This is a genomic window from Brevibacillus sp. AG (assembly GCF_028369215.1).
GTDB lineage: Bacteria > Bacillota > Bacilli > Brevibacillales > Brevibacillaceae > Brevibacillus > Brevibacillus porteri.
Genome location: NZ_JAQMYO010000001.1, coordinates 938,590 through 958,313, shown reverse-complemented (window position 1 = coordinate 958,313; position 19,724 = coordinate 938,590). Strand labels below are relative to the sequence as shown.

The 19,724-nt window shown below is 46.7% G+C and carries 21 protein-coding genes and 1 other annotated feature; of the genes, 13 read left to right on the top strand and 8 right to left on the bottom strand.

The features are described from left to right. The first annotated feature begins 5 nt into the window (after positions 1-5). A complete protein-coding gene (locus POF51_RS04290) occupies positions 6-1,136 on the top strand; it encodes an HAD family hydrolase (protein ID WP_069844672.1) in 1,131 nt (376 codons plus the stop codon). Positions 1,137-1,176: 40 nt separating this feature from the next. On the opposite strand, the gene POF51_RS04285 is transcribed toward POF51_RS04290, so the two are convergent. Together POF51_RS04285 and POF51_RS04280 are read right to left on the bottom strand one after the other, a co-directional pair. Beyond that, positions 1,177-1,452, bottom strand: coding sequence for a hypothetical protein (locus POF51_RS04285; protein WP_069844673.1), 276 nt, complete (start codon positions 1,450-1,452; stop codon positions 1,177-1,179). 12 nt (positions 1,453-1,464) lie between these two features. Then, complete coding sequence (locus POF51_RS04280; RefSeq protein ID WP_271754052.1) at positions 1,465-2,748, bottom strand: ArsB/NhaD family transporter; 1,284 nt, start codon at positions 2,746-2,748, stop codon at positions 1,465-1,467. A gap of 170 nt (positions 2,749-2,918) precedes the next feature. Here POF51_RS04280 and POF51_RS04275 point away from each other — a divergent pair, with 170 nt between their 5' ends. Together POF51_RS04275 and POF51_RS04270 are read left to right on the top strand one after the other, a co-directional pair. Continuing rightward, positions 2,919-3,257, top strand: a complete 339-nt coding sequence (locus tag POF51_RS04275; protein WP_069844674.1) for a helix-turn-helix domain-containing protein — start codon at positions 2,919-2,921, stop codon at positions 3,255-3,257. A 60-nt stretch (positions 3,258-3,317) separates the two neighbouring features. Continuing rightward, positions 3,318-3,446 carry an IS3 family transposase gene (locus tag POF51_RS04270; RefSeq protein WP_083261573.1) on the top strand — a complete coding sequence of 43 codons (129 nt, stop codon included), beginning with the start codon at positions 3,318-3,320 and terminating at the stop codon, positions 3,444-3,446. A 72-nt stretch (positions 3,447-3,518) separates the two neighbouring features. Here POF51_RS04270 and serA read toward each other — a convergent pair whose 3' ends face one another. The 4 genes from serA to POF51_RS04250 form a co-directional block, all read right to left on the bottom strand. After that, positions 3,519-5,102 carry a phosphoglycerate dehydrogenase gene (gene serA, locus POF51_RS04265; RefSeq protein WP_069845444.1) on the bottom strand — a complete coding sequence of 528 codons (1,584 nt, stop codon included), beginning with the start codon at positions 5,100-5,102 and terminating at the stop codon, positions 3,519-3,521. Then, positions 5,095-6,249, bottom strand: coding sequence for a pyridoxal-phosphate-dependent aminotransferase family protein (locus tag POF51_RS04260; protein WP_069845443.1), 1,155 nt, complete (start codon positions 6,247-6,249; stop codon positions 5,095-5,097). Before POF51_RS04260 ends, serA begins: the two co-directional genes overlap by 8 nt. Positions 6,250-6,319: 70 nt before the next feature. Beyond that, positions 6,320-6,568 (bottom strand) — a binding site (T-box leader). A gap of 369 nt (positions 6,569-6,937) precedes the next feature. Beyond that, positions 6,938-7,144: a ferredoxin gene (locus tag POF51_RS04255; protein ID WP_007724004.1), complete on the bottom strand. Its 207-nt coding sequence runs from the start codon at positions 7,142-7,144 to the stop codon at positions 6,938-6,940. A 103-nt stretch (positions 7,145-7,247) separates the two neighbouring features. After that, a complete protein-coding gene (locus POF51_RS04250; RefSeq protein ID WP_069845442.1) occupies positions 7,248-8,159 on the bottom strand; it encodes a hypothetical protein in 912 nt (303 codons plus the stop codon). Positions 8,160-8,239: 80 nt separating this feature from the next. Here POF51_RS04250 and POF51_RS04245 point away from each other — a divergent pair, with 80 nt between their 5' ends. The 6 genes from POF51_RS04245 (at position 8,240) to POF51_RS04220 (ending at position 14,070) form a co-directional block, all read left to right on the top strand. Beyond that, entirely contained in the window at positions 8,240-9,355 is a 1,116-nt protein-coding gene (locus POF51_RS04245; protein ID WP_069845441.1) for a helix-turn-helix domain-containing protein, read from the top strand. After that, positions 9,352-10,863: a RecQ family ATP-dependent DNA helicase gene (locus POF51_RS04240; RefSeq protein ID WP_069845440.1), complete on the top strand. Its 1,512-nt coding sequence runs from the start codon at positions 9,352-9,354 to the stop codon at positions 10,861-10,863. Before POF51_RS04245 ends, POF51_RS04240 begins: the two co-directional genes overlap by 4 nt. 16 nt (positions 10,864-10,879) lie before the next feature. Then, a complete protein-coding gene (locus POF51_RS04235; RefSeq protein WP_069845439.1) occupies positions 10,880-11,458 on the top strand; it encodes a CPBP family intramembrane glutamic endopeptidase in 579 nt (192 codons plus the stop codon). Next, positions 11,455-12,132 (top strand): LysM peptidoglycan-binding domain-containing protein, encoded by a 678-nt coding sequence (locus POF51_RS04230; RefSeq protein ID WP_106834772.1) that lies wholly within the window; start codon positions 11,455-11,457, stop codon positions 12,130-12,132. Before POF51_RS04235 ends, POF51_RS04230 begins: the two co-directional genes overlap by 4 nt. 50 nt (positions 12,133-12,182) lie before the next feature. After that, positions 12,183-13,097, top strand: a complete 915-nt coding sequence (locus POF51_RS04225; protein ID WP_271754046.1) for an NAD(P)/FAD-dependent oxidoreductase — start codon at positions 12,183-12,185, stop codon at positions 13,095-13,097. 373 nt (positions 13,098-13,470) lie between these two features. Continuing rightward, positions 13,471-14,070, top strand: a complete 600-nt coding sequence (locus tag POF51_RS04220; RefSeq protein ID WP_017248082.1) for a genetic competence negative regulator — start codon at positions 13,471-13,473, stop codon at positions 14,068-14,070. Positions 14,071-14,143: 73 nt separating this feature from the next. Here POF51_RS04220 and POF51_RS04215 read toward each other — a convergent pair whose 3' ends face one another. Then, the gene (locus POF51_RS04215; protein WP_271754043.1) at positions 14,144-14,887 is read right to left on the bottom strand and encodes a PIG-L deacetylase family protein; all 744 of its coding nucleotides are present in this window, start codon (positions 14,885-14,887) and stop codon (positions 14,144-14,146) included. Positions 14,888-15,198: 311 nt separating this feature from the next. On the opposite strand from POF51_RS04215, the gene POF51_RS04210 reads away from it, so the two are divergent. After that, positions 15,199-16,488, top strand: coding sequence for a Glu/Leu/Phe/Val family dehydrogenase (locus POF51_RS04210; protein ID WP_017248085.1), 1,290 nt, complete (start codon positions 15,199-15,201; stop codon positions 16,486-16,488). Between the two features lie 635 nt (positions 16,489-17,123). Here the strand turns inward: POF51_RS04210 and POF51_RS04205 are convergent. Beyond that, positions 17,124-18,095 carry an asparaginase gene (locus tag POF51_RS04205; RefSeq protein WP_069845436.1) on the bottom strand — a complete coding sequence of 324 codons (972 nt, stop codon included), beginning with the start codon at positions 18,093-18,095 and terminating at the stop codon, positions 17,124-17,126. Between the two features lie 82 nt (positions 18,096-18,177). On the opposite strand from POF51_RS04205, the gene prsW reads away from it, so the two are divergent. From prsW to POF51_RS04190, 3 genes are read left to right on the top strand one after another with little or no spacing between them, the layout of a single operon-like run. Next, the gene (gene prsW / locus POF51_RS04200) at positions 18,178-18,852 is read left to right on the top strand and encodes a glutamic-type intramembrane protease PrsW (RefSeq protein WP_017248088.1); all 675 of its coding nucleotides are present in this window, start codon (positions 18,178-18,180) and stop codon (positions 18,850-18,852) included. Positions 18,853-18,872: 20 nt separating this feature from the next. After that, positions 18,873-19,031 carry a hypothetical protein gene (locus tag POF51_RS04195; protein ID WP_007716480.1) on the top strand — a complete coding sequence of 53 codons (159 nt, stop codon included), beginning with the start codon at positions 18,873-18,875 and terminating at the stop codon, positions 19,029-19,031. Positions 19,032-19,057: 26 nt separating this feature from the next. Next, entirely contained in the window at positions 19,058-19,717 is a 660-nt protein-coding gene (locus tag POF51_RS04190) for a cell wall hydrolase (protein WP_069845435.1), read from the top strand. Positions 19,718-19,724 lie beyond the last annotated feature (7 nt).

The following is a 19,724-nucleotide window of genomic DNA, read 5'->3' as shown; positions in this document are numbered from 1 at the left end:
GAGAAATGATCAAAACGATCTTATTTGATGTTGATGGGGTTATGTTGAGTGAAGAGCGTTACTTTGATGCTTCTGCATTGACAGTGTGGGAATTTTTGTACAGTCCGCAGTATGTAGGGCTTGCAGGGGAGGAATTCACACCTGCTCCAGAAGAAGCGCAAATCAGACGAGTGCGCGAGCAAGTTTTCGCTCATGATGAAGTGCTGAATTTCATCAAGTCACGTGGAATCAACTCCAACTGGGACATGGTTTTCCTCGCGTTTTCCTATCAGTTGATTCGTATAATTGAAGCGGTTAAAACGCAAGTGCCGGAAGCAACGAGCCTTCTCAGCGAACAAATTGATCGACCGCAACTAGCAAAAGTGAAAGAGTGGGCAGCCACTTATGCTCCTGATTTCCAAGTAGACTACGCAGCGTTCACCGCTGATTTTGCCAAAGGTTCCGCACAAAAAGCAGAAATGCTGCTCTACTTGAATCAAATTGCAAAAGAGCGTTGCGGTGTTTCAACAGATATGTTCTCTCGCAATAGTGATCTATGGCAGTTGATTCAAAAGACGTTTCAAGAATGGTATCTCGGTGATGAGCGTGTGGCGGCATCAATTGGCCGTGAAACCATGCAGCCGGGCAAGAAGGGCTTCTTGTCAGACGAGATTCCGATTGTACCGCCTGTAGAAATGGTCGAGTTGTTCCGCGCGTTAAAAGAAAAAGGATACACACTGGGAATTGGAACAGGGCGCCCTACCATCGAGACGCATGTTCCCCTCAGTGAGATGAACATACTGGAATGGTTCGACCCGAACCGCGTCGTAACTGCCTCTCACGTTCTCGATGCGGAAGAAGCATTTCCTAACTTTGCGCCGATGTCCAAGCCACACCCTTATTCCTATGTAAAAGGGTTGCTCGGACTCGATGCACCGATTAGCGATGCTGTCCATTTTTCATTGCCAATCGAAAATGGAGAAGAGGTATTGATCGTCGGCGATTCACTCGCAGATTTTCTAGCGGCTCGCTCCATCGGTTGCAAGTTTGCAGCGACATTGACTGGATTGTCTGGTCAAGACGCGCGCAGCAAGTTTGAAGAGGAAAAAGCAGATTTTATTCTGGATGATGTTCGCGATATCCTGTCCATTCTGTAGATAAAAAAACTCCGCCGTTTCTACATACGGCGGAGTTTTTTTATTCCCAACAAATCGATTGCAAGCATTTGAAACGAAAGGCGTCAATCAAAAAGGATTCAATCATGTCTGTCCTAACGATTACTTCAAAAGAACCGTCTTCACGAGAAAAAAACATGACATCCGTATAGTCTTTGTTCCCTTCAAAATAACGGCGAACTTCTTTCACACGCTCTCGCATTGATTCGGTTTTGACGATGATCTGGAAAGAAGCGCCCTGCTCAGAAACAACTTCCTTTATCTCGATTTCCTTTTCTTCATAGGTGTAATGGAACAAATGGATTCCTCCTCACCAAATAAAATAACGCAGGTAAACGTAGAGATGAGCAATCATGATAGAGATAATCATCAATGGAAAGGCGACCTTCATAAAGCTGAAAAAGCCGATATGATAGCCTTCCTTTGAGGCCAAGCCAGCTACAATCACGTTGGCACTCGCTCCAATCAAGGTACCGTTTCCTCCTAAACACGCCCCGAGTGCAAGGCTCCACCAAAGAGGCTCCAGATTGGTGATCCCGAGGGCTCCCATTTCCTTGATCATTGGAATCATTGTGGCGACGAACGGGATATTGTCAACAAAGGCAGAGGCGATTGCACTCAACCAGAGGATCAACAGGGAGGTGTTCAATGGATCTCCACCCGTCAGATTCATTGCTTCCGTTGCGAGTTTTTTGATCACGCCTGTTTCCACTAAACCAGAGACGAGAACAAACAGACCGATGAAGAAGAAAATCGTATTCCACTCGACTTTGCTGATCGCGTCTTCTAAATAATGCTCTCCGGTAAGGAGGAGCAAAAGAAAAGCTCCAGTTAAAGCGATGGTTGCCGACTCCAAGTGAAGGGCCCCATGGAGCATGAAACCAATAATGGTCAATCCCATCACCGTCAAAGACTTTTTCAATAAACGGCTGTCGGTAATTTCATCGCGCTCATTTAACTGCATGATTTTTGCACTCAACTTAGGTGACGTTACTAACTGCTTGCGGTAAATCAAGACCAAGCAAACAACGGTTACAGCCATAATCACGATGATAATAGGGCTTAAATTCACAAGAAACTTCATAAAATCAAGCTCCGGTACAGAACTGCCAATCATGATATTCGGTGGATCACCGATCAATGTAGCTGTTCCTCCGGCATTAGAAGCGATAATTTCACTGATTAAAAAAGGTATCGGATTAAGCTCGAGCTGGCGGGCGATGCTAAACGTCACAGGTACGATGAGAAGTACAGTGGTAACGTTGTCCAAAAAGGCGGAGGCAACGGCCGTGATCAAGCTCAGGTAGACGAGGATGCGAATCGGTTTGCCCTTTGCGACCTTTGCCGCACGGATGGCCACATACTTGAAAACGCCGGTTTGCGCTGTAATGGCAACCAAGATCATCATCCCAATAAGTAGGCCGAGCGTGTTAAAGTCGATATGGTGAATTGCTTGTTCCTGTGTAACGATCCCGAACAAGACCATGAGAATTCCGCCCGACATGGCGACGATGGTTCGATGTAACTTTTCGCTAATAATAAATGCATAGGTAACTAAAAAGATAGCAATAGCGAATAATGCCTGGTTCGTCATAAGAAGCTCCTTCCTAGGTGTGTAGAATTATCTTGTCCCATTATAGCTCTAACCAAAATAAGGGTAAAGAAAAAGACCCGGCAAATGATATTATCCCCTTTGAGTAGACAGTGTAAAAAGCCCGCCCACCTGACGGTGGGTGGTACACTCTACTTGGAGGGGATTTTCTCATGGCTAAAAAAGGTCAAACATTCAAGCGATATTCCGAGGAGTTAAAGCTGAGGGCAGTAAACATGTATGAACAGGGAGGGATGGGTTATAAAGCAATAGCTAAAGAACTAGGGATACCTAGTAAAACGCAAGTTCTACAATGGGTCCGAAAGAAGAATAGCGGCGAAGGTTTTGTGGATCAAAGAGGAAAGAATTGTTCTAGTGACACCCCATTTGTTGGTCGTCCAAGAACCAAGTTTGCTACTGTGGAAGAGGAAAGGGACTATCTAAAGGCGCAGGTAGAATACCTAAAAAAGCGCAATCCCAATCTGCATCTGGGGGGGAGGTATGGAAAATAACTCGGTTTACGATCATAAACGAGCTGCGTAAAAAATATCCACTAACATGGTTGGTAGAAATTGCGCAAGACAGAGGAAGATCTCTTTCAAGCCATTGAAAAATACATTTGGTTTTATAACCATGAACGGTTCCAGAAAAAATTAAACCAGCGTGCCCCGGTTGAATACCGAAACACGCTGGCTGCTTAGGCTTTTTTAATTGTGTCTACTTGACAGGGGTAAGACCAAAATGGCCAGTCTTTTTCATAGGAAAAGGAGAACCTACAGCTCGATTTGTGTAACGCTTTTCACTTCCGCCAGCTCGCCCATCGTATCGAGAAGCTCTGGCGTCAATGGTTTGTCGACAGAGAGCATCATGATCGCGTCTCCACCGATATCACGGCGTCCTACCTGCATCGTTGCAATGTTCACGCTGTTTTCGCCCAAGATAGAGCCGACACGTCCGATCACACCTGGACGGTCATTATGGTGAATGTAGAGGAGGTAGCCCTCAGGCGCTACGTCAATCGCAAAGTCGTCAATTTTTACAATACGCGCACCGTAACCATTTAGTCGTGTTCCAGACACTGTGCGTGTCTCTTGCGTTGTTTTTAAGCTAACGGTCAGTAAGTTCGTAAAGCCTTTGTTTTGTGCTGCCTTTTGCTCCGTTACGGTGATGTCACGCACTTTTGCCAGAATCGGGGCGTTCACATAGTTGACTTCCTCGCCCAAACGGAAAGACAGCACGCCTTTGAGGACTGTCCGAGTCAAAGGAGACGTGTCTACATCCGTCAACTCACCGCTATATTTAATCGAAATCTCCGAAATGGAACCTACCGTCACTTGGGCAAGGAAATGTCCCAGCTTTTCACCCAACGTAAAGTATGGTTGAACTTTTTCCATCACGTGCGCAGGGATCGAAGGCAAATTCACTGCGTTTTTGAATGGCTCGTCACGAAGAACCTTCAGGATTTCTTCCGATACGTCTACGGCCACGTTTTCCTGCGCTTCAATAGTCGACGCTCCTAGATGTGGAGTCGTTACTACTTGTGGCAGACCAACGAGAGGGTTGTCTACAGGTGGTTCTTCTTCGAAAACGTCCAGAGCTGCCCCCGCGACTTTTCCAGTGGTAATCGCCTCGTAGAGAGCCTTCTCGTCAATGATTCCCCCGCGAGCGCAGTTGATCAAGCGAACGCCATCTTTCATTTTCGCAAATTCACGCGTGCTGATGATATGGCGGGTTTCTTTTGTCAGCGGAGTATGGACGGTAATGAAATCAGCTTTGCGGCAAATTTCATCAACAGTCGCGTTGGATACGCCCATCTTTTGTGCACGTTCCTCGGTCATGAAAGGATCGAAGCCCATAACAGTCATGCCAAATGCTTTCGCACGCTTCGCAACCTCTGAACCGATACGGCCCATCCCGATAACTCCCAGTACTTTGTTGTTCAACTCAACCCCTTGGAAGCTTTTGCGATCCCATGTACCGTCTACCAGCTTCTTGTGAGCTTGAGGGATGTTACGAGCGACAGCCATCAGCATGGCAAACGAATGCTCTGCAGTAGAGATGGTGTTACCGTCTGGAGCGTTGATGACTGGAATACCCGCTTGGGTGGCAGCGTTGATATCGATGTTATCGACGCCAACACCCGCACGACCGACTGCCTTCAGCTTTTTGCCGGCAGCGAGTACTTCTGGTGTTACTTGGGTTTGGCTGCGTACGAGAAGTGCATCGTAGTCGCCAATCACATCGATCAGTTCGGCAGGGGAGAGGTTTGTTTGACGAACAACTTCTACATCAGAAGCGTCCAAGAGCTGTTGAATTCCAAATTCGCTTAGTGGATCGGCAATGAGTACTTTATACATGTGCAATGAGCACCTCCTGAGCAGCTTTTACACCAGCACCCAGCTCTACTGGGGCACCGATTTGGTGAAGCGACAATTCGATGGCAGAAATGACTTGCAGGACATCCAATGGCTCGCAATAACCCATGTGCCCGATACGGAAGATCTTGCCTTTCAGGTGCTGCTGTCCGCCAGCAATCGTGATGTTAAATTGCTGCGTTAACATTTTGCGGAGAGCTTCTGCATGAAAGACACCAGAAGGATCGCAAGAAGTTACGGTCGTCGATGCATACTGATCTTCCGCCATGAGTTTGATGTTTAATGCTTTCATCGCTGCGCGAGTCATGTCTCTCATCAGTTCATGGCGCTTTACGATAGCTGGCAAGCCTTCTTCCTCCAACATATCCAATACCTCGGCGAGACCGAAGATGAGGGATACAGCAGGCGTATACGGTGTTGTTTGCTCTGCCAAGCTCTTGCGGTATGCTTTCAGGTCCAAATAGAAGGCGAGCGATTTGTTTTGCTCAATCACTTGCCATGCGCGTTCACTCGCAGCGAGGAAGGCAAGGCCTGTTGGCAGCATGAAAGCTTTTTGCGAGCCGGTTACCACGATATCGACACCCCAAGCGTCCATCTCGCATGGAACCGCACCGAGGTTGCTTACCGCATCCACAATGAAGAGGGCGTCCGAATGTGTGCGGATTGCTTTCGCCAAATCAGCAATCGGATTTTCTACCCCAGTGGATGTTTCACAGTAGGTGGCAAATACAGCTTTTACTTGCGGCTTTTTTTGCAAGAATGTTTCAACTAGCTCAGGTGTTACGGCGTTTCCCCAAGGCACTTCTAACCGATGGGCGACTATACCGTAACGCTCGCAAATTTTTGCAAAGCGCTCACCAAATGCCCCGCTGATGAGGACAGCAGCTTCATCTCCTGGTTGGAGCGTGTTTACGACGCCCATCTCCAGCGCGCTCGTTCCGCTACCTGCCAAGATGTATACGTCCTGCTTGGTGCCAAAGTAAGGCTTTAGTCTTTCAGCAGTACGGGCGAAGAGAGCGGAAAATTTGCCGCTGCGGTGTCCAATCATCGGTTGGCTCATCGCTGTTTGAACACGTGGTGGAATGGGGGTAGGACCTGGGATTCTCAAGATCATTTTGTCTGCAAACATGGTTTTCTCCTCCTATATATGTGCATATCAAAAAAACCTCCCGTTCTCACACTGCTCCTATTACAGAACAGTGAGGGACGAGAGGCTTTGCTTCGCGGTGCCACCCTCATTCGCTCTTTTTTTCTCAAAAAAGAGCCTTGGTAGGTACATGACCTAAAAGAGATAACGGATCTACCGTTTGCGTCTACTGGGATGGTGAACCCTCTTTTCAACGCAGCAGCTCAGAAGTGCTTAACCGTGGGAGAAATCGCCGATTCGCAGCAACCATCGGCTCTCTGGGGATTTCTCGATCACAGCGTTTCTTCGTCAACGCCGTTGTTTTATAAGGTGTTTCGTAAGATTTGTACTTACGATATCACGTCAAAATAACACCGTCAAGAAGAAAAACAAGAAAAAATGAACATTATTTATTTTAAATCGATTATCGTTCGTGAATAATGCTCAATTATATGCTAGAAATACCGTGAAAATAACCAAAACACGAACATTAAGATATTGACATCACAAAAAATGGAAAAAATTCAGTTTAATGTTCGGTTTTTGCTGTTGCTTTTATCATACCGAAAAATCACAAAAGAAAGAACGGAAAGTTGTCGATCATTCGTTCAGTGGAGGAGAGGAGGGCATAATGAAAAACCTCTTACATACCGGAGTACGTAAGAGGTCTCTTCCATTAGTAGATGGAATACTATTCCACTTTAATAGAGTCGGTCGGGCATCCTTCAGCAGCATCACGAACATCGTCATGCAGGATATCCGGGATTTCAACGCTGTTAGCATTGTCATCCAACTTGTTGAACGCAAGGCCCTCATCGTCGTAATCAAAGACGTCAGGAGCCGTGGCGCCACAAGCACCGCAAGCAATACAAGTATCTTTATCTACCCATGTAGTCATCGTGGTTTCACCTCCCATACCGAAGTGGTACGTCCACTATCATAGACCATTGTATGCTCTTGGTGACAAGATTTCAAGATTGAATCAGTCTAAAAATGTACGACTACTTATAAAGAGGGATTTCAGGTGCCCTCAGCACGGAGTAGAGCTGGGTGTTCAAGCGTTTAAAATCTCCCGCAGATACTGCATCTGTCGCGTTCAAAATCTTCACGGCAGCGGTTAAATCCTTGATTCCTAGTGCTTGAACTTCATTAGAAGCGATGAGCAAATCAAGTCTTGCAGTCAGGTCCTCAGGACTATAGCTGCTCCATTGATTGCTTTTCGACATGGCCACAGCTGCGAGATAGGTGCGGTAGTGAAACGGATACTGCTTCCACTGCGCGGTGTTAACGGCTCCAGGTACTTGCTTCGGCATGGCTTGCTTGACCACATAAGCCGATTCCCAAGACGCGATGGAGTGATAGACCATTTCCTGTGCGGTTAGCCAATTATTTTGGAAAAGCGTCAGGCTAGCTCCAATAGAAGCAGGTGTAGCATTATTTTGATCGGAACGAATCTGCTCCATACTATCCAAATACGCCCGTACACTGTTCGTAAAAGTGGTGTGAGCTTGTCTCAGCATGGGTGACGTCGGCAAGGGAACACTTTTCTCCAGCTCTTTCCTTGTCTGGTCAGCTAATTTGCTGAGCTGCTTCAAGCCATCCGTCCGTTCACTTTCGTTCATTTGATTCCATTTATCCATCGTATCAAAATGTGCTTGCTTCAGATCAAGCAGCGGTGCATAAACGGCATAGTAAAATCGGATAAAGTCCTGTTCGTTGTACAGCTTTTGCTCACGCAGCAGTTTTTCTTTTTCGGCTTCCTTTTTCTCTGCTTCGAGTACGGCGGCTTGTTCCGACTCCAATTGTGTCTTCATATAATGGGCCCCGAAAAAAAATCCACCAACTGTGCATGCAAGTGTTATGATGATCATGTACGCCATCATAAATTCAGTTCTTTTCAATCGTTTTGTCATACTATCCTCCAAATCCAATGATGCAGTTTACTTCGCTTACTTTGAGCTTTGAAAAATATAGAATGATGTAAGGAGTACCAATGAACAGTCGGAACAGTGCGGCAGAGGAGCAGGACCTTTTATGTGCGGTCGCCTTGAATGCCATGTTACCTCTGGCCAATGAACGAACGCTGCAATCAGCCTACTACATACTGCGTGGCAGAAAAGCCAATCAGACACTGCAAGATGTGCATTTGTATACCCTTTATCCGTATTATCGGATGTTTTCTCGTTTTCCAAGAGAGGATTGGGAGAAAATTGTTTCAACTTTATTTCAGGCGGGCTGGATTTTACCGGTTGATGCAGGTGGAACGAATTCGAAGCCGACATTTACCTTTTCTGATACAGGATTGCAGCATGCCAAACATATGTACCAAAAATATCGGTTTGATGTATGGTTCGCGCCTTTTACCCAGTCCGATTTGGCGGAGCGAATCGAACCATTTTGGAGTAGGCTTCATCTAATGGTGCAGACGATCTCGCAAATGCATCATGGTGATCTCGGTTTCATTCCGGTCGTTTCGGATAAGACAGCGCAGCGTTGGGTAAAAAACCAATTGGCTGATGGGGCAATGCGAACTGCTTGGAAGCAGCAATTGTCTGACGAGCTATATCGATTGTGGGAGCCCTTGGATGAAGGTGTTCAGGAGCTTTTGTTTTGTCAACTGTCAGGAGTAGGACAAGTCGGCAAGACCTTGGGACAGGTAGCAGAGATTCGCCAAACGAGTCGTAGCTATCTCATGCTGCAGTTTCGATACGGACTTGCCGCGTCGATTCAGACGCTGCTTGCAGAGAGCAATCATTATCCTCTTTTATCAAAACTTGTTACAGAATCGCACAAGCTTGATCTACGTCTAACCGAAAGTGCTGCTCGAACGTATGCCCTTCTTCAGACTGGCAGTGACAAAAAAGAAATAGCGAAGAAACGACAAATGAAAGAAAGTACGATAGAAGATCATTTGGTAGAGATTGCCTTACGCTGTCCGGAATGGGATATGACAACGTATTTACCGAATGAGTTGGCAAAAGAGATCGTGGAGACGAGTGAGCGACTCGATACAAGCAGACTCCGGCTCATCAAGGATCAATCGGAAGCAACAGTGACGTATTTGCAAATCCGATTGGCACTGGCACGAGCGACAAGGGGGGCAAAATGAACCAACAGCTCATGCACGACAGATTAAAGCTGCATTTTGGATACGACTCATTCCGTCCCGGTCAGGAGTCCATTATTGAACGTGTATTGTCTGGACGAAGCGTTCTCGGGTTATTAGCAACAGGTGGCGGGAAATCAGTGACGTATCAGCTTCCAGCAATGCTTTTGCCGGGTCTGACCGTCGTGGTTTCCCCGTTAATCTCCTTGATGGTTGATCAGGTGCAACAGCTTCGAGCACGAAAAAAAATTCCAGCTACCTATTTGAACAGCATGCAAGACCCGACAGAGTCCCGCGAAATTTTAAAAGGGCTCGCAGAAGGCGCGTTCAAGCTGTTGTATATTTCTCCAGAAAAGCTTCAACAGCCCTATGTCCAACAAGTGTTAAAGCGGACGAGGGTGTCTTTGATCGCCATTGATGAAGCGCATTGCATCTCGCAATGGGGACATGACTTTCGCACAGATTACTTGCGATTGCCACAAGTCGTGAAACAATTGGGAGCACCTCCTGTTCTGGCTGTGACGGCTACCGCTACGGCGACTGTTCGTGAAGAAATTTGCAGCTTGTTTTCCATTGAAAAAGAAGACGTCGTGTTGCAATCCCTTAATCGGGCGAATATCGCCTATGATCTGGTTGAAGTTGCGGAGGAAATTGACAGGCGTTCGTATGTAATTGATCAGATGGATCGTTTGCAAGGCCCTGGGATCGTTTACTGCAGCACGCGACAAGCGGTAGATGTATTGGCAGCCTCTTATCAACTCGATGGGAAAAAACGCGTTCACGGTTACCACGGGGGGATGAACAGCATGGAGAGAATGCTGATCCAATCCCAATTTCTCGCGGGCGAGTTGGATGTTATTATTGCAACTAATGCGTTTGGTATGGGGATCGACAAACCAGATATTCGCTACGTCATCCATTACCAAATGCCAGCCAGTTTGGAGGCATACGCACAAGAAATAGGGCGGATCGGCCGTGACGGCAAGCCTGGGTATGCGCTGCTTTTATTTTCGTGGGACGATTGGCAGATTCATCAACACATGCTGGAGAAGGAGTACCCGACACAAGAGCAAGTTCAAAAATACGAGCAGTTGTGCAATACCGGAGTACCCTTGACGAACGAGGCATTGGCGATGGTGGACATATCCGAAGAAATGGGCGCACTTCTTGCCTTTTATACGGAAAGAGTGCTGGCCTCCTACGAAGCTGCCGCTGCGGGTGAATCGTATCCGAAGGCTCAAATCATTTGGCAGGAAACGGAAAAAAGAAGAAGCTTTAAGCAAAAAAAGCTGGCAGAAATGGTGTCTTACGTAAGAGGAGAAAACTGTTTGCGTGCGAGCATCAATACGTATTTCAAAGAAAATGATCATCAATTTGATCTGTATTGCTGTAAAAAATGTGGCCTAACTACGGATGCGTATTTCCAAACGAATGACAATACAATCGCAAAGAATGAACAAATCAAATGGAATTTGCGGCAGGCGTTAGACACTCTTTTGCCGAACAAATAAAGGAGAGAAACATCGAGTGAGGGAAGATCGGCTAGAGGTGGATGAAGCCACGCTTCGGCTGAATCTATGGTTGACACAAGGAATCGTGATGGGAGTGGCTGCTGCCGGTAGCTTATTGGTGTTGGGCTGGGATGCTACTCTGTCCTTGTTTACTTTGCCAGGCTGGAACGCCGTACTGTGGGCCGTGTTTGTAGCCGGAGGTATTATCAGCGCGAGTATGGCGATGGATCGTTACTTGCCTAAGCGATGGCAAGATGATGGCAGTATCAATGAGAAAGTTTTTGGGGCCATGTTACCATCCACTACGATTCTCGTCTGTATGGTAGTAGGAGTGGGAGAGGAATGGCTATTCCGGGGAGTCATTCAATCTCTTACCGGGAATTTTTGGAGCAGTCTTATTTTTACACTGATCCACGTACGTTATTTGAAAAAGCCGCTCATGATCATAAGTGTATTTGGTACAAGCTGGATCTTGGGACTCTTGTTTTCTCACTTTCAGTCCCTTTGGCCCTCGATTGTGGCTCATATCCTTATTGACGTCATGTTAGCATTTTATTTACAAAATACGATCAAGAAAAAGGGGGAGGAAGAGTGAATCTCGAGCATAATCCATTACCACCCCGACGCTCCCGTCATACTCGCCCTAAAGCGTCGTTCTCGTTTAAAAAGTGGATTCAACCGGGATTATACTTGTTTGGACTCGTCTTTTTCGGGTTGATTGGTCTTGAGTTGTACAGGGCCAATGTCCCACACGAGTCAGCAGCTTCTGGTAGTGTTGAAGTGAAAGATGTTAGTAAAGCGAGTACCACTTCGCAAGGAAGCAAGGCAGGGGAAAAGGAGCCTGTATCTGTCGTTCTAGATGCTACGCCTGATCCCAGTGCAAGCGTGACCACCCCACCTGCCAAGGTGAAAACGATCGAATCAAAATCAATTGAGCCTGCAGTAAAGGCGGTCACAAGCGTACAGACACCTGCTGTAAGCCCAGTCCCAGCTCAAACTTCGACTGGTACACCTGTAAACAAGGCAAACCAGATCGCGAGTACTTCTACTAGCAAAGTAGCTATACCGGGAAAACAAGCTTCAACACCGCCTACAACAAAATCGAAGGTCGTCAAGCATGTGGTGAAGAAGGGTGAAACGTTGTTTATGCTGTCACGAAAGTACTATGGAAATAATTCGAACGTAGGACGAATCGCAAAATATAACAGACTTCATTCAGAAGCAGGGCTCGTTGAAGGAAAAATTGTCTGGATTCCCCTCCTTCAGTAATGAGATCGTGCTCCACTGGCAATGCTATCGGGAAAAGGATAAGCAGGTGGATGCAAGTGGAGTATGATACCGTCATTGTCGGCGGCGGGATTGCGGGGCTTCAAACCGCAATCCAACTAGCAAGATGCCTTCGACGCGTTGCAGTGATTGACATGCCGGGTGGTCGATCAACAGTCGCCAAAGCCTACCGAAACATTCTCGGATTTTCGGAGGGGGTTAGTGGCGATTTTTTGCGTCAAGCGGGCAGGGAGCAAGCACAAAAATACGGCGCAATCTTGATAACAGATGAGGTAACAAAGCTTGCTACTGACTCAAGTGGCTTATTTACGATAGGTACGAAAAGTGGCATACATACGCTTACTTCGCGAACGCTGGTATTGGCATCCGGCATTCGTGATCGGTTTCCAACGATCCCTGGCTTCTCCGATTGTGTAGGGATATCAATTTTCTTGTGTCCCGACTGTGACGGCTATGAAACCGTTGAGAAAGACACGGCAATCATTGGAGCGGGCCCACACGCTGTTTCGATGGCCGATGAACTTATTTATTATACAAACAAGTTAACCGTGATTAACCATGCAAAAGTGCAGGTGGATACGCAGGCTGTCTCTGGACTAAGTCAGCGAGGGATTATGTATCGGGAGGAAATAGTATGTGCCCTTCATCATACGTCGGGGCAATTGCAAGAAATCGAGCTCTCTTCAGGTGAACGCTTGTCTGCAGAAAGAGCGTTTCTTGCCTTTCCTGGTGCTCATGCTTTAACAGAGCTTTTGCGTGGTTTTTCCGTGCAAATTCATGAAAAGGGCCACATCTATACGAATCCGCGAACAAAAGAAACCGATCATCCCAACCTATGGGCTGTCGGCGATATCAATCAGCATTCTCAGCAAGTGTCGATTGCCATGGGGGATGGAACACAGGCGGCCATTTGGATTCAAAAGCGGCTACGTGAATATGAGAAGTAGAAAAACGCCTGATTCTGGGCGTTTTTTCATGTACAAACCTTTATGAATGAGAAGGAACCCGAACTAGCAGAGCCAAATATAAATACAGAAGAACAATGAGGGGGAACTTTTCCTGGGAAAGCGCAGGAAATGACAGGCAACAACAAAGTTTCTTTTTTCGTGAGTGGATTCGACATCGATAGGCGAATGCTGCGTAGGTGTCATGGTAGCTTTTGTTCCAGTAACTAAATGTGATATGATAGGACTACCCCTTATTTTCCAGTCCATCAAAAAATGGATGAATGCCAACAGGTATTCGCCGGAGAATGTGGAGAACTCTTACAGGCTTACCATCATATTTTGTAGTACGACTGGATGGCGAGGAGGGACAGTCATGCGTGTTGAACGCCTTGGTCAAGATAAAATACGAATCTTTTTAACTTTTGACGACCTCACAGAGCGCGGGATAGAAAAAGAAGACATGTGGCGTGACATTCCTAAAGTTCATGAACTGTTCAACGACATGATGGAACAGGCTTATCACGAATTAGGGTTTGAGGTATCAGGGCCTGTTGCAGTTGAAGTGTTCGCCTTGCCAGCTCAGGGAATGGTCGTAATCGTAACGCGTGGCAAGACGGGCTCAAAGGACGGAAAAGAAGAAGAATTCGAAGACGAGGATGTATACGAGCTAGAGGTCACGTTGGAAGAAAGCGATCTGATCATGTATGCCTTCCGGGACTTTGAGCATATGGTTGAAGCCGCCCATCGCATTAACGCCCTTTTGACCAATGGCGGAGCTGCCTACTTCTACCAGGGGAAATATCATCTGGTGCTGGAGGAAGTCGACTTGGATCAGGAGCGTTATCACAAGTTAATTGCGATCCTCTCTGAGTACGGAGAAGCGACGCCGATAACGATTTATGTGTTGGAAGAATACGGGAAAGTGATCGTTGCCGACGATGCTGTAAAAGAAATATGCAGGCATTTCACGTAATCGGAAACGAAATGTCTGGGAATATAAAACAGCACCTAGTCAACCAACTAGGTGCTGTTGCTGTCTGTACAGATTATGCTAGGCCGTCAAAAAAGTCAGCCTCTTTACCTTGAATGGTATAGTTCGGAAGGCTGTGCCAAGCCAAGATGTAATGATTGTTTGGTGGAACAGAATGGTGCTCGCCTTCTGTTACACCTGGGAAAACGCGCTCTACTGATAGGTGCTGTGTTCTGTGCGCCCGCAAGGCATCTGCTACTTTTTGCATGTATTCGGGGGCGTGAATGATCGTCGTAATGCTCTCGATTGGGTCTGTAAAGGGAGGCTTTATCGTACCAAATCCTTCGTCGGACGAGCGAGTTGCGTAATAAAGCTTTCGCACACTCGTATCTGGGCCTAGAGAAAGGACAGCCTGGGTGGTAGCATGACTAATCGCTAAGTGGTCAGGATGTCCGGAGATGCCATGCGGTGCAAACGTGACGACGATTTCCGGTTGGATCTGGTGAATGGCCTGATGGATACGAGTAACGAGCTCATCTACAGGCACTGAGTTTAGGAACTTATCCTGATATTCCCAGACGTCTACCTGATCGAACCCGAGTATGGCACAAGCGTCGCGAAGCTCTTGCTCGCGAAAGCGGGGGAGCTCTTCGGGTGTGCATAACGGTGGTTCACCAGCTTTTCCTGCTTGCCCTTTTGTTGCACACAAAAGATGAGTGCTGGCCATTTTGGATTCACTATATTTGGAAATGGAAATCCCACAAGCAAACGTTTCGTCATCGGGATGGGCAAAAACAAACAAAATAGACTTTTTTTTCATAAAAACACCTCCATGAATAAACTTCCACCATTACTTTTTCCATTATGGCATAAATTCACTATTCCTGTAATGAAAGAAACAAGTTTGGGGACAATACAAGCATGACTGGACGTGCATTTGAAGCTGTTTGTGAAAAATGCAGTCTGTAAAAGCGATTTCAAAATGGATGGTAAATAATTGAATGATTATGCAAAACAAGGCACGAAAACGTTTTCGAAATGGAAAAAAAACATTTTTAAGCTTCTCATAAATGATACAAGCGTGTATACTAAAGGCGGCATTGACCGAAAACATTTTTGAGGTGGTAAGTAATGGGTAATCAAGACGTGGTAACCGAAAGCACCGAAGGGAAAGAAAAGCAAGAATCATTGAACTTGCTCCATTCAACTCAAACGGTGATCAAGGAAGCACTGGAGAAACTAGGTTACCAAGAATCGATGTTTGAACTCTTGAAGGAACCGCTACGCGTTTTGACTGTACGTATTCCGGTTCGCATGGATAATGGCGAAGTAAAGGTATTTACGGGCTATCGTGCACAGCACAACGATGCAGTAGGTCCGACCAAGGGGGGCATTCGTTTCCACCCGGAAGTTACTGAGGATGAAGTTAAAGCACTTTCTATCTGGATGAGCCTCAAAGCAGGTATCGTCGACCTGCCATATGGTGGTGGTAAAGGCGGTATCATTTGCGACCCGCGTGAAATGTCCTTCCGCGAACTGGAAAGACTGAGCCGCGGTTACGTTCGCGCAATCAGCCAGCTTGTGGGCCCTACTAAAGATATTCCAGCTCCGGACGTCTTTACGAACTCACAGATCATGGCGTGGATGATGGACGAATATAGCCGTATCCGTGAATTTGACTCGCCTGGTTTCATTACGGGTAAACCAATTGCGCTGGGTGGATCCCATGGCCGCGAAACAGCTACTGCAAAAGGTGTAACGATTTGCATCCGTGAAGCAGCGAAACGTCGCAACATCGACGTAAAAGGTGCTCGCGTAGTTGTACAAGGCTTTGGTAACGCTGGTAGCTACTTGGCAAAATTCATGCATGACGCAGGTGCTAAAGTTGTAGGTATCTCTGATGCTTACGGTGCCCTGCATGATCCGAACGGTTTGGATATTGACTACTTGCTGGATCGTCGTGATTCCTTTGGTACAGTTACAAAACTGTTCAACAACACGATTTCCAACAAAGAGCTTTTGGAACTGGAATGCGATATTTTGGTTCCGGCAGCGATCGAAAACCAAATCACAGCTGCAAATGCTCACAACATCAAGGCGTCAATCGTAGTAGAAGCAGCAAATGGCCCAACTACTTTGGAAGCGACCAAGATTTTGACTGAGCGTGGAATTCTTCTGGTTCCAGACGTACTGGCAAGTGCCGGTGGTGTGACTGTTTCCTACTTCGAGTGGGTACAAAACAACCAAGGCTACTACTGGTCTGAAGAAGAAGTAGAAGAGAAGTTGGAAAAAGTAATGGTTCGTTCGTTTGAAAATGTATACAACATGTCGCAAACACGTCGTATTGATATGCGTCTGTCTGCTTACATGGTTGGTGCCCGCAAAATGGCAGAAGCTTCTCGCTTCCGCGGTTGGGTATAATTTTTCAAACAACCCTCCATATATTGAGAAAACATGGCTTCGCCGTTTTGGCGGGGCCTTTTTTTATTGGCGTTTGTGATGTGGCTGGAGTGGAGAGAAGAATCTTTCCAGTCTAGGCTCCAGGCTTCGTCCTGCTGGGGGTAAGACTGTCCGCTCCTAAGGGATTCGCGGGGAAACGCAAAAGTGGTAGCCGCTACGTAGCCCGGGCACGTTGCGTTTCTTTTGCCCACGAATCCCTTCTGCACTTGGTCGGACTCCACAAGTCGCTACGCCTGGAAATATTCTTCTCTGTCGTAACTACTCACATTCTTCAATCTTTTAGGGCACCTAAAAACCAGGGGAAAGCTCGTAGAGGAAACAGGAGAAAAAAGCGAAGATCTTAGGGACGCCGACCGAGGCGCAATGAAAAAAAGAGAAACAAGTCCTTAGCGTCCACCTCTGAGACACCCCCTGAATGGACGACTTTGGACGCGGGTTTCGCTTTTTTTCATGGAGCCGGACAGTCAATCCCCCAGCGGGTGGCCCTAGAATCTGAGCGTTTTCTCCTGTTTCCTCCCCACCACAACAGCATCGTACAAAATGTTTTCAAAGACAAAAAGACCTCCTGAAGAACCAGGAGGTTTAAGTCATATTATTTACTGGTCGAACAACTGCTGCAGTTCTTTGAAATCCCGTGTTTTTTGCAGCGTTACGATTAACTTGAGACGAGCCTTTTGCCCATTCAAGCCATTGGAGAAGATGATGCCCATCTCTTTTAGTTTGCGGCCTCCACCTTCATAGTCATAGATATCCTGCACCTGGCCATTGTAGCAGCGGGAGACGAGCACGATGGGTACTCCTTTGTCGAGTAGTTGTTGCAGGGTAGGGATGATAGCGGGAGGAAGATTTCCTAATCCAAACGCCTCTACGACGAGTCCATCAATGTGTTGCTCCAATAAAAACTGCAGCCAAGCGGGCTCCATGCCTGCAACTGCTTTGATCAGCGGTACATTCGCATCAGCATGGGTAATGGCGTAATGCTCTCGATCCAATGGAGCATGGTGGTATTGCACACTCTTTTTCGCAATGGTTCCAATCGGTCCGTATTGTGGCGACTGAAAGGTAGCGACATTGCTCGTATGTGTTTTGGTTACGTGACGTGCTGCGTGAATTTCATCATTAAACACAACGATAACGCCTTTGTTCAAACTGTAGGAATCTGCGGCTGCACGAACGGAAGAAATAAGATTAACAGGGCCGTCCGCCCCGAGTTCATTGCTGCTGCGCATGGCTCCGGTAACGACAATTGGGGCGTTAACCGATAAAGTCAAGTCGAGAAAGTACGCGGTCTCTTCCAACGTATCAGTCCCATGGGTAATGACAATGCCATCGTAGCGATCATTGTGAAAGGCTTCCTCAATATCGAGTCGCAGCTGATTCATGATCGCAGGAGTCATATGAGGGCTAGGTAGGTTGAGTACATTTTTCATGGTGACATCCGCGTGTTTTTCTAAAAAAGGAAGGATTTTGTTGACTGCTTGATCATCCAATGGCTTTACGCCTTCTGAGTCATCGACAGACATGGCAATCGTACCGCCTGTGTTCACTACCAAAATTTTTTTTGACATGATCTCTCTCCTGTAGCGGGTTTTCATCAACCAGTATTCATGGTACGATGAACAATAGTCTTGTGTAAAGGAGTAATAAAAGATGATTGCTTTGATCGGCGCGGCAGTTGCCCCCGGTATCGCCATCTTAAGTTACTTTTACCTGCGTGACAGTCTCGAACCGGAGCCGATTTCGATGGTGATCCGGTCGTTTATCTTTGGGATGCTGCTGGTTGTACCGATTATGGTGCTCCAGTACATCATGCAGAATGAATGGAACTGGCGGGATGGCATTGTCGCGGAAGTTTTCCAATCCGCTGTCGTGGAAGAATTTTTTAAATGGATGGTCATCTATTTTACGGTTTATAAACATTTGGAATTTGATGAGCCATACGATGGAATTGTTTATGCGGTTGCGGTGTCACTTGGTTTTGCTACGCTGGAGAATTTGTTCTACCTCATTATCAACGGAACGAATATCGCCATCTGGCGTGCCTTTCTGCCGGTATCCAGCCATGCGTTGTTTGCAGTGTGGATGGGCTATTATCTCGGACGGGCCAAGTTTTCCAAGGACGCCAAACATGAGCGGCTTTTTTTATGGATGTCGATTACCTTGCCAATCGGCTTGCATGCACTGTACAACGTGATTTTTTTGGCAGTGCAAAACTGGTTGGTCGTGATTGTACCATTCATGCTCGTCTTGTGGTGGCAGGGCTTAAAAAAGGTACAAAGAGCACACGATTTCGGTTCTAAAAATCTCTCTTCACGTCCACAATAGACGGTAAGGAGGAGACGTACGTGCTAAAAACCGAACGAGCAAAAGTGACAATTCAATGCAATGTATGTGGAGAAAAGTTTACACTGCGTGGTCATCGAGAACCTGGAGGGCAAATAGAAACAGGGTTCAAGCAATGCCTGTGTGACAACGATAAGCATTTTCGGATTGATGAGTCCTGATCTTTTCCTTTCCCAACTGAAAAAGCGTGACAAATCTATGTGGGCCGATGCAAATAGCATCGGTCTTTTTCTATATCCAGATTTACATGCATAATCCATTCTTCCTCCACCAACACTATGCAAAGATTTCAATACATGCCAAGGAGGATTCAGCCGTGCGTACAATCTGGATCGCAGGTGTGTTAGTGATGTTGGTAGCAGCTGGCTTGAGTGGATACAAGGTTGTCTGGAAAGAAAAGAATGTAGCTGCCGTACAAGAACAGCAGATGGCCGCACCTGCTACAAAGAAAAATACTGCCAAAACCCTAGCCAGCTTTCATCCTTCACGGGTCTCTGACAATGATTTGAAAATCATGGCGAATGCTGTTTACGGGGAGGCAAGAGGAGAGCCGTTTGAAGGACAAGTAGCTGTCGCAGCCGTTATTTTGAACCGCGTCAAGAGTCCTTCGTTTCCTGATACGCCCTCGGCTGTAATATTCGAACCACGTGCTTTTACAGCAGTTGCTGATGGTCAAATATGGCTGACACCGAATGAAAGTGCGACGAAAGCAGTGAAGAATGCGCTAAATGGCTGGGACCCGTCGGGAGGCTGCACGTACTATTTTAATCCGGATACAGCAACATCCGGTTGGATTTGGACCAGGCCGCAGGTCAAAAAGATCGGGAAACACATCTTTTGCAGATGATGGATAC

What these genes read in the sequence shown, in the direction of transcription:
- POF51_RS04290 (WP_069844672.1), top strand. Translation starts at nt 6, where the DNA reads ATGATCAAAACGATCTTATTTGATGTTGATGGGGTTATGTTGAGTGAA.
- POF51_RS04280 (WP_271754052.1), bottom strand. Translation starts at nt 2,748, where the DNA reads ATGACGAACCAGGCATTATTCGCTATTGCTATCTTTTTAGTTACCTAT.
- POF51_RS04275 (WP_069844674.1), top strand. Translation starts at nt 2,919, where the DNA reads ATGGCTAAAAAAGGTCAAACATTCAAGCGATATTCCGAGGAGTTAAAG.
- serA (WP_069845444.1), bottom strand. Translation starts at nt 5,102, where the DNA reads ATGTATAAAGTACTCATTGCCGATCCACTAAGCGAATTTGGAATTCAA.
- POF51_RS04260 (WP_069845443.1), bottom strand. Translation starts at nt 6,249, where the DNA reads ATGTTTGCAGACAAAATGATCTTGAGAATCCCAGGTCCTACCCCCATT.
- POF51_RS04255 (WP_007724004.1), bottom strand. Translation starts at nt 7,144, where the DNA reads ATGACTACATGGGTAGATAAAGATACTTGTATTGCTTGCGGTGCTTGT.
- POF51_RS04250 (WP_069845442.1), bottom strand. Translation starts at nt 8,159, where the DNA reads ATGACAAAACGATTGAAAAGAACTGAATTTATGATGGCGTACATGATC.
- POF51_RS04245 (WP_069845441.1), top strand. Translation starts at nt 8,240, where the DNA reads ATGAACAGTCGGAACAGTGCGGCAGAGGAGCAGGACCTTTTATGTGCG.
- POF51_RS04240 (WP_069845440.1), top strand. Translation starts at nt 9,352, where the DNA reads ATGAACCAACAGCTCATGCACGACAGATTAAAGCTGCATTTTGGATAC.
- POF51_RS04225 (WP_271754046.1), top strand. Translation starts at nt 12,183, where the DNA reads ATGCAAGTGGAGTATGATACCGTCATTGTCGGCGGCGGGATTGCGGGG.
- POF51_RS04220 (WP_017248082.1), top strand. Translation starts at nt 13,471, where the DNA reads ATGCGTGTTGAACGCCTTGGTCAAGATAAAATACGAATCTTTTTAACT.
- POF51_RS04215 (WP_271754043.1), bottom strand. Translation starts at nt 14,887, where the DNA reads ATGAAAAAAAAGTCTATTTTGTTTGTTTTTGCCCATCCCGATGACGAA.
- POF51_RS04210 (WP_017248085.1), top strand. Translation starts at nt 15,199, where the DNA reads ATGGGTAATCAAGACGTGGTAACCGAAAGCACCGAAGGGAAAGAAAAG.
- POF51_RS04205 (WP_069845436.1), bottom strand. Translation starts at nt 18,095, where the DNA reads ATGTCAAAAAAAATTTTGGTAGTGAACACAGGCGGTACGATTGCCATG.
- prsW (WP_017248088.1), top strand. Translation starts at nt 18,178, where the DNA reads ATGATTGCTTTGATCGGCGCGGCAGTTGCCCCCGGTATCGCCATCTTA.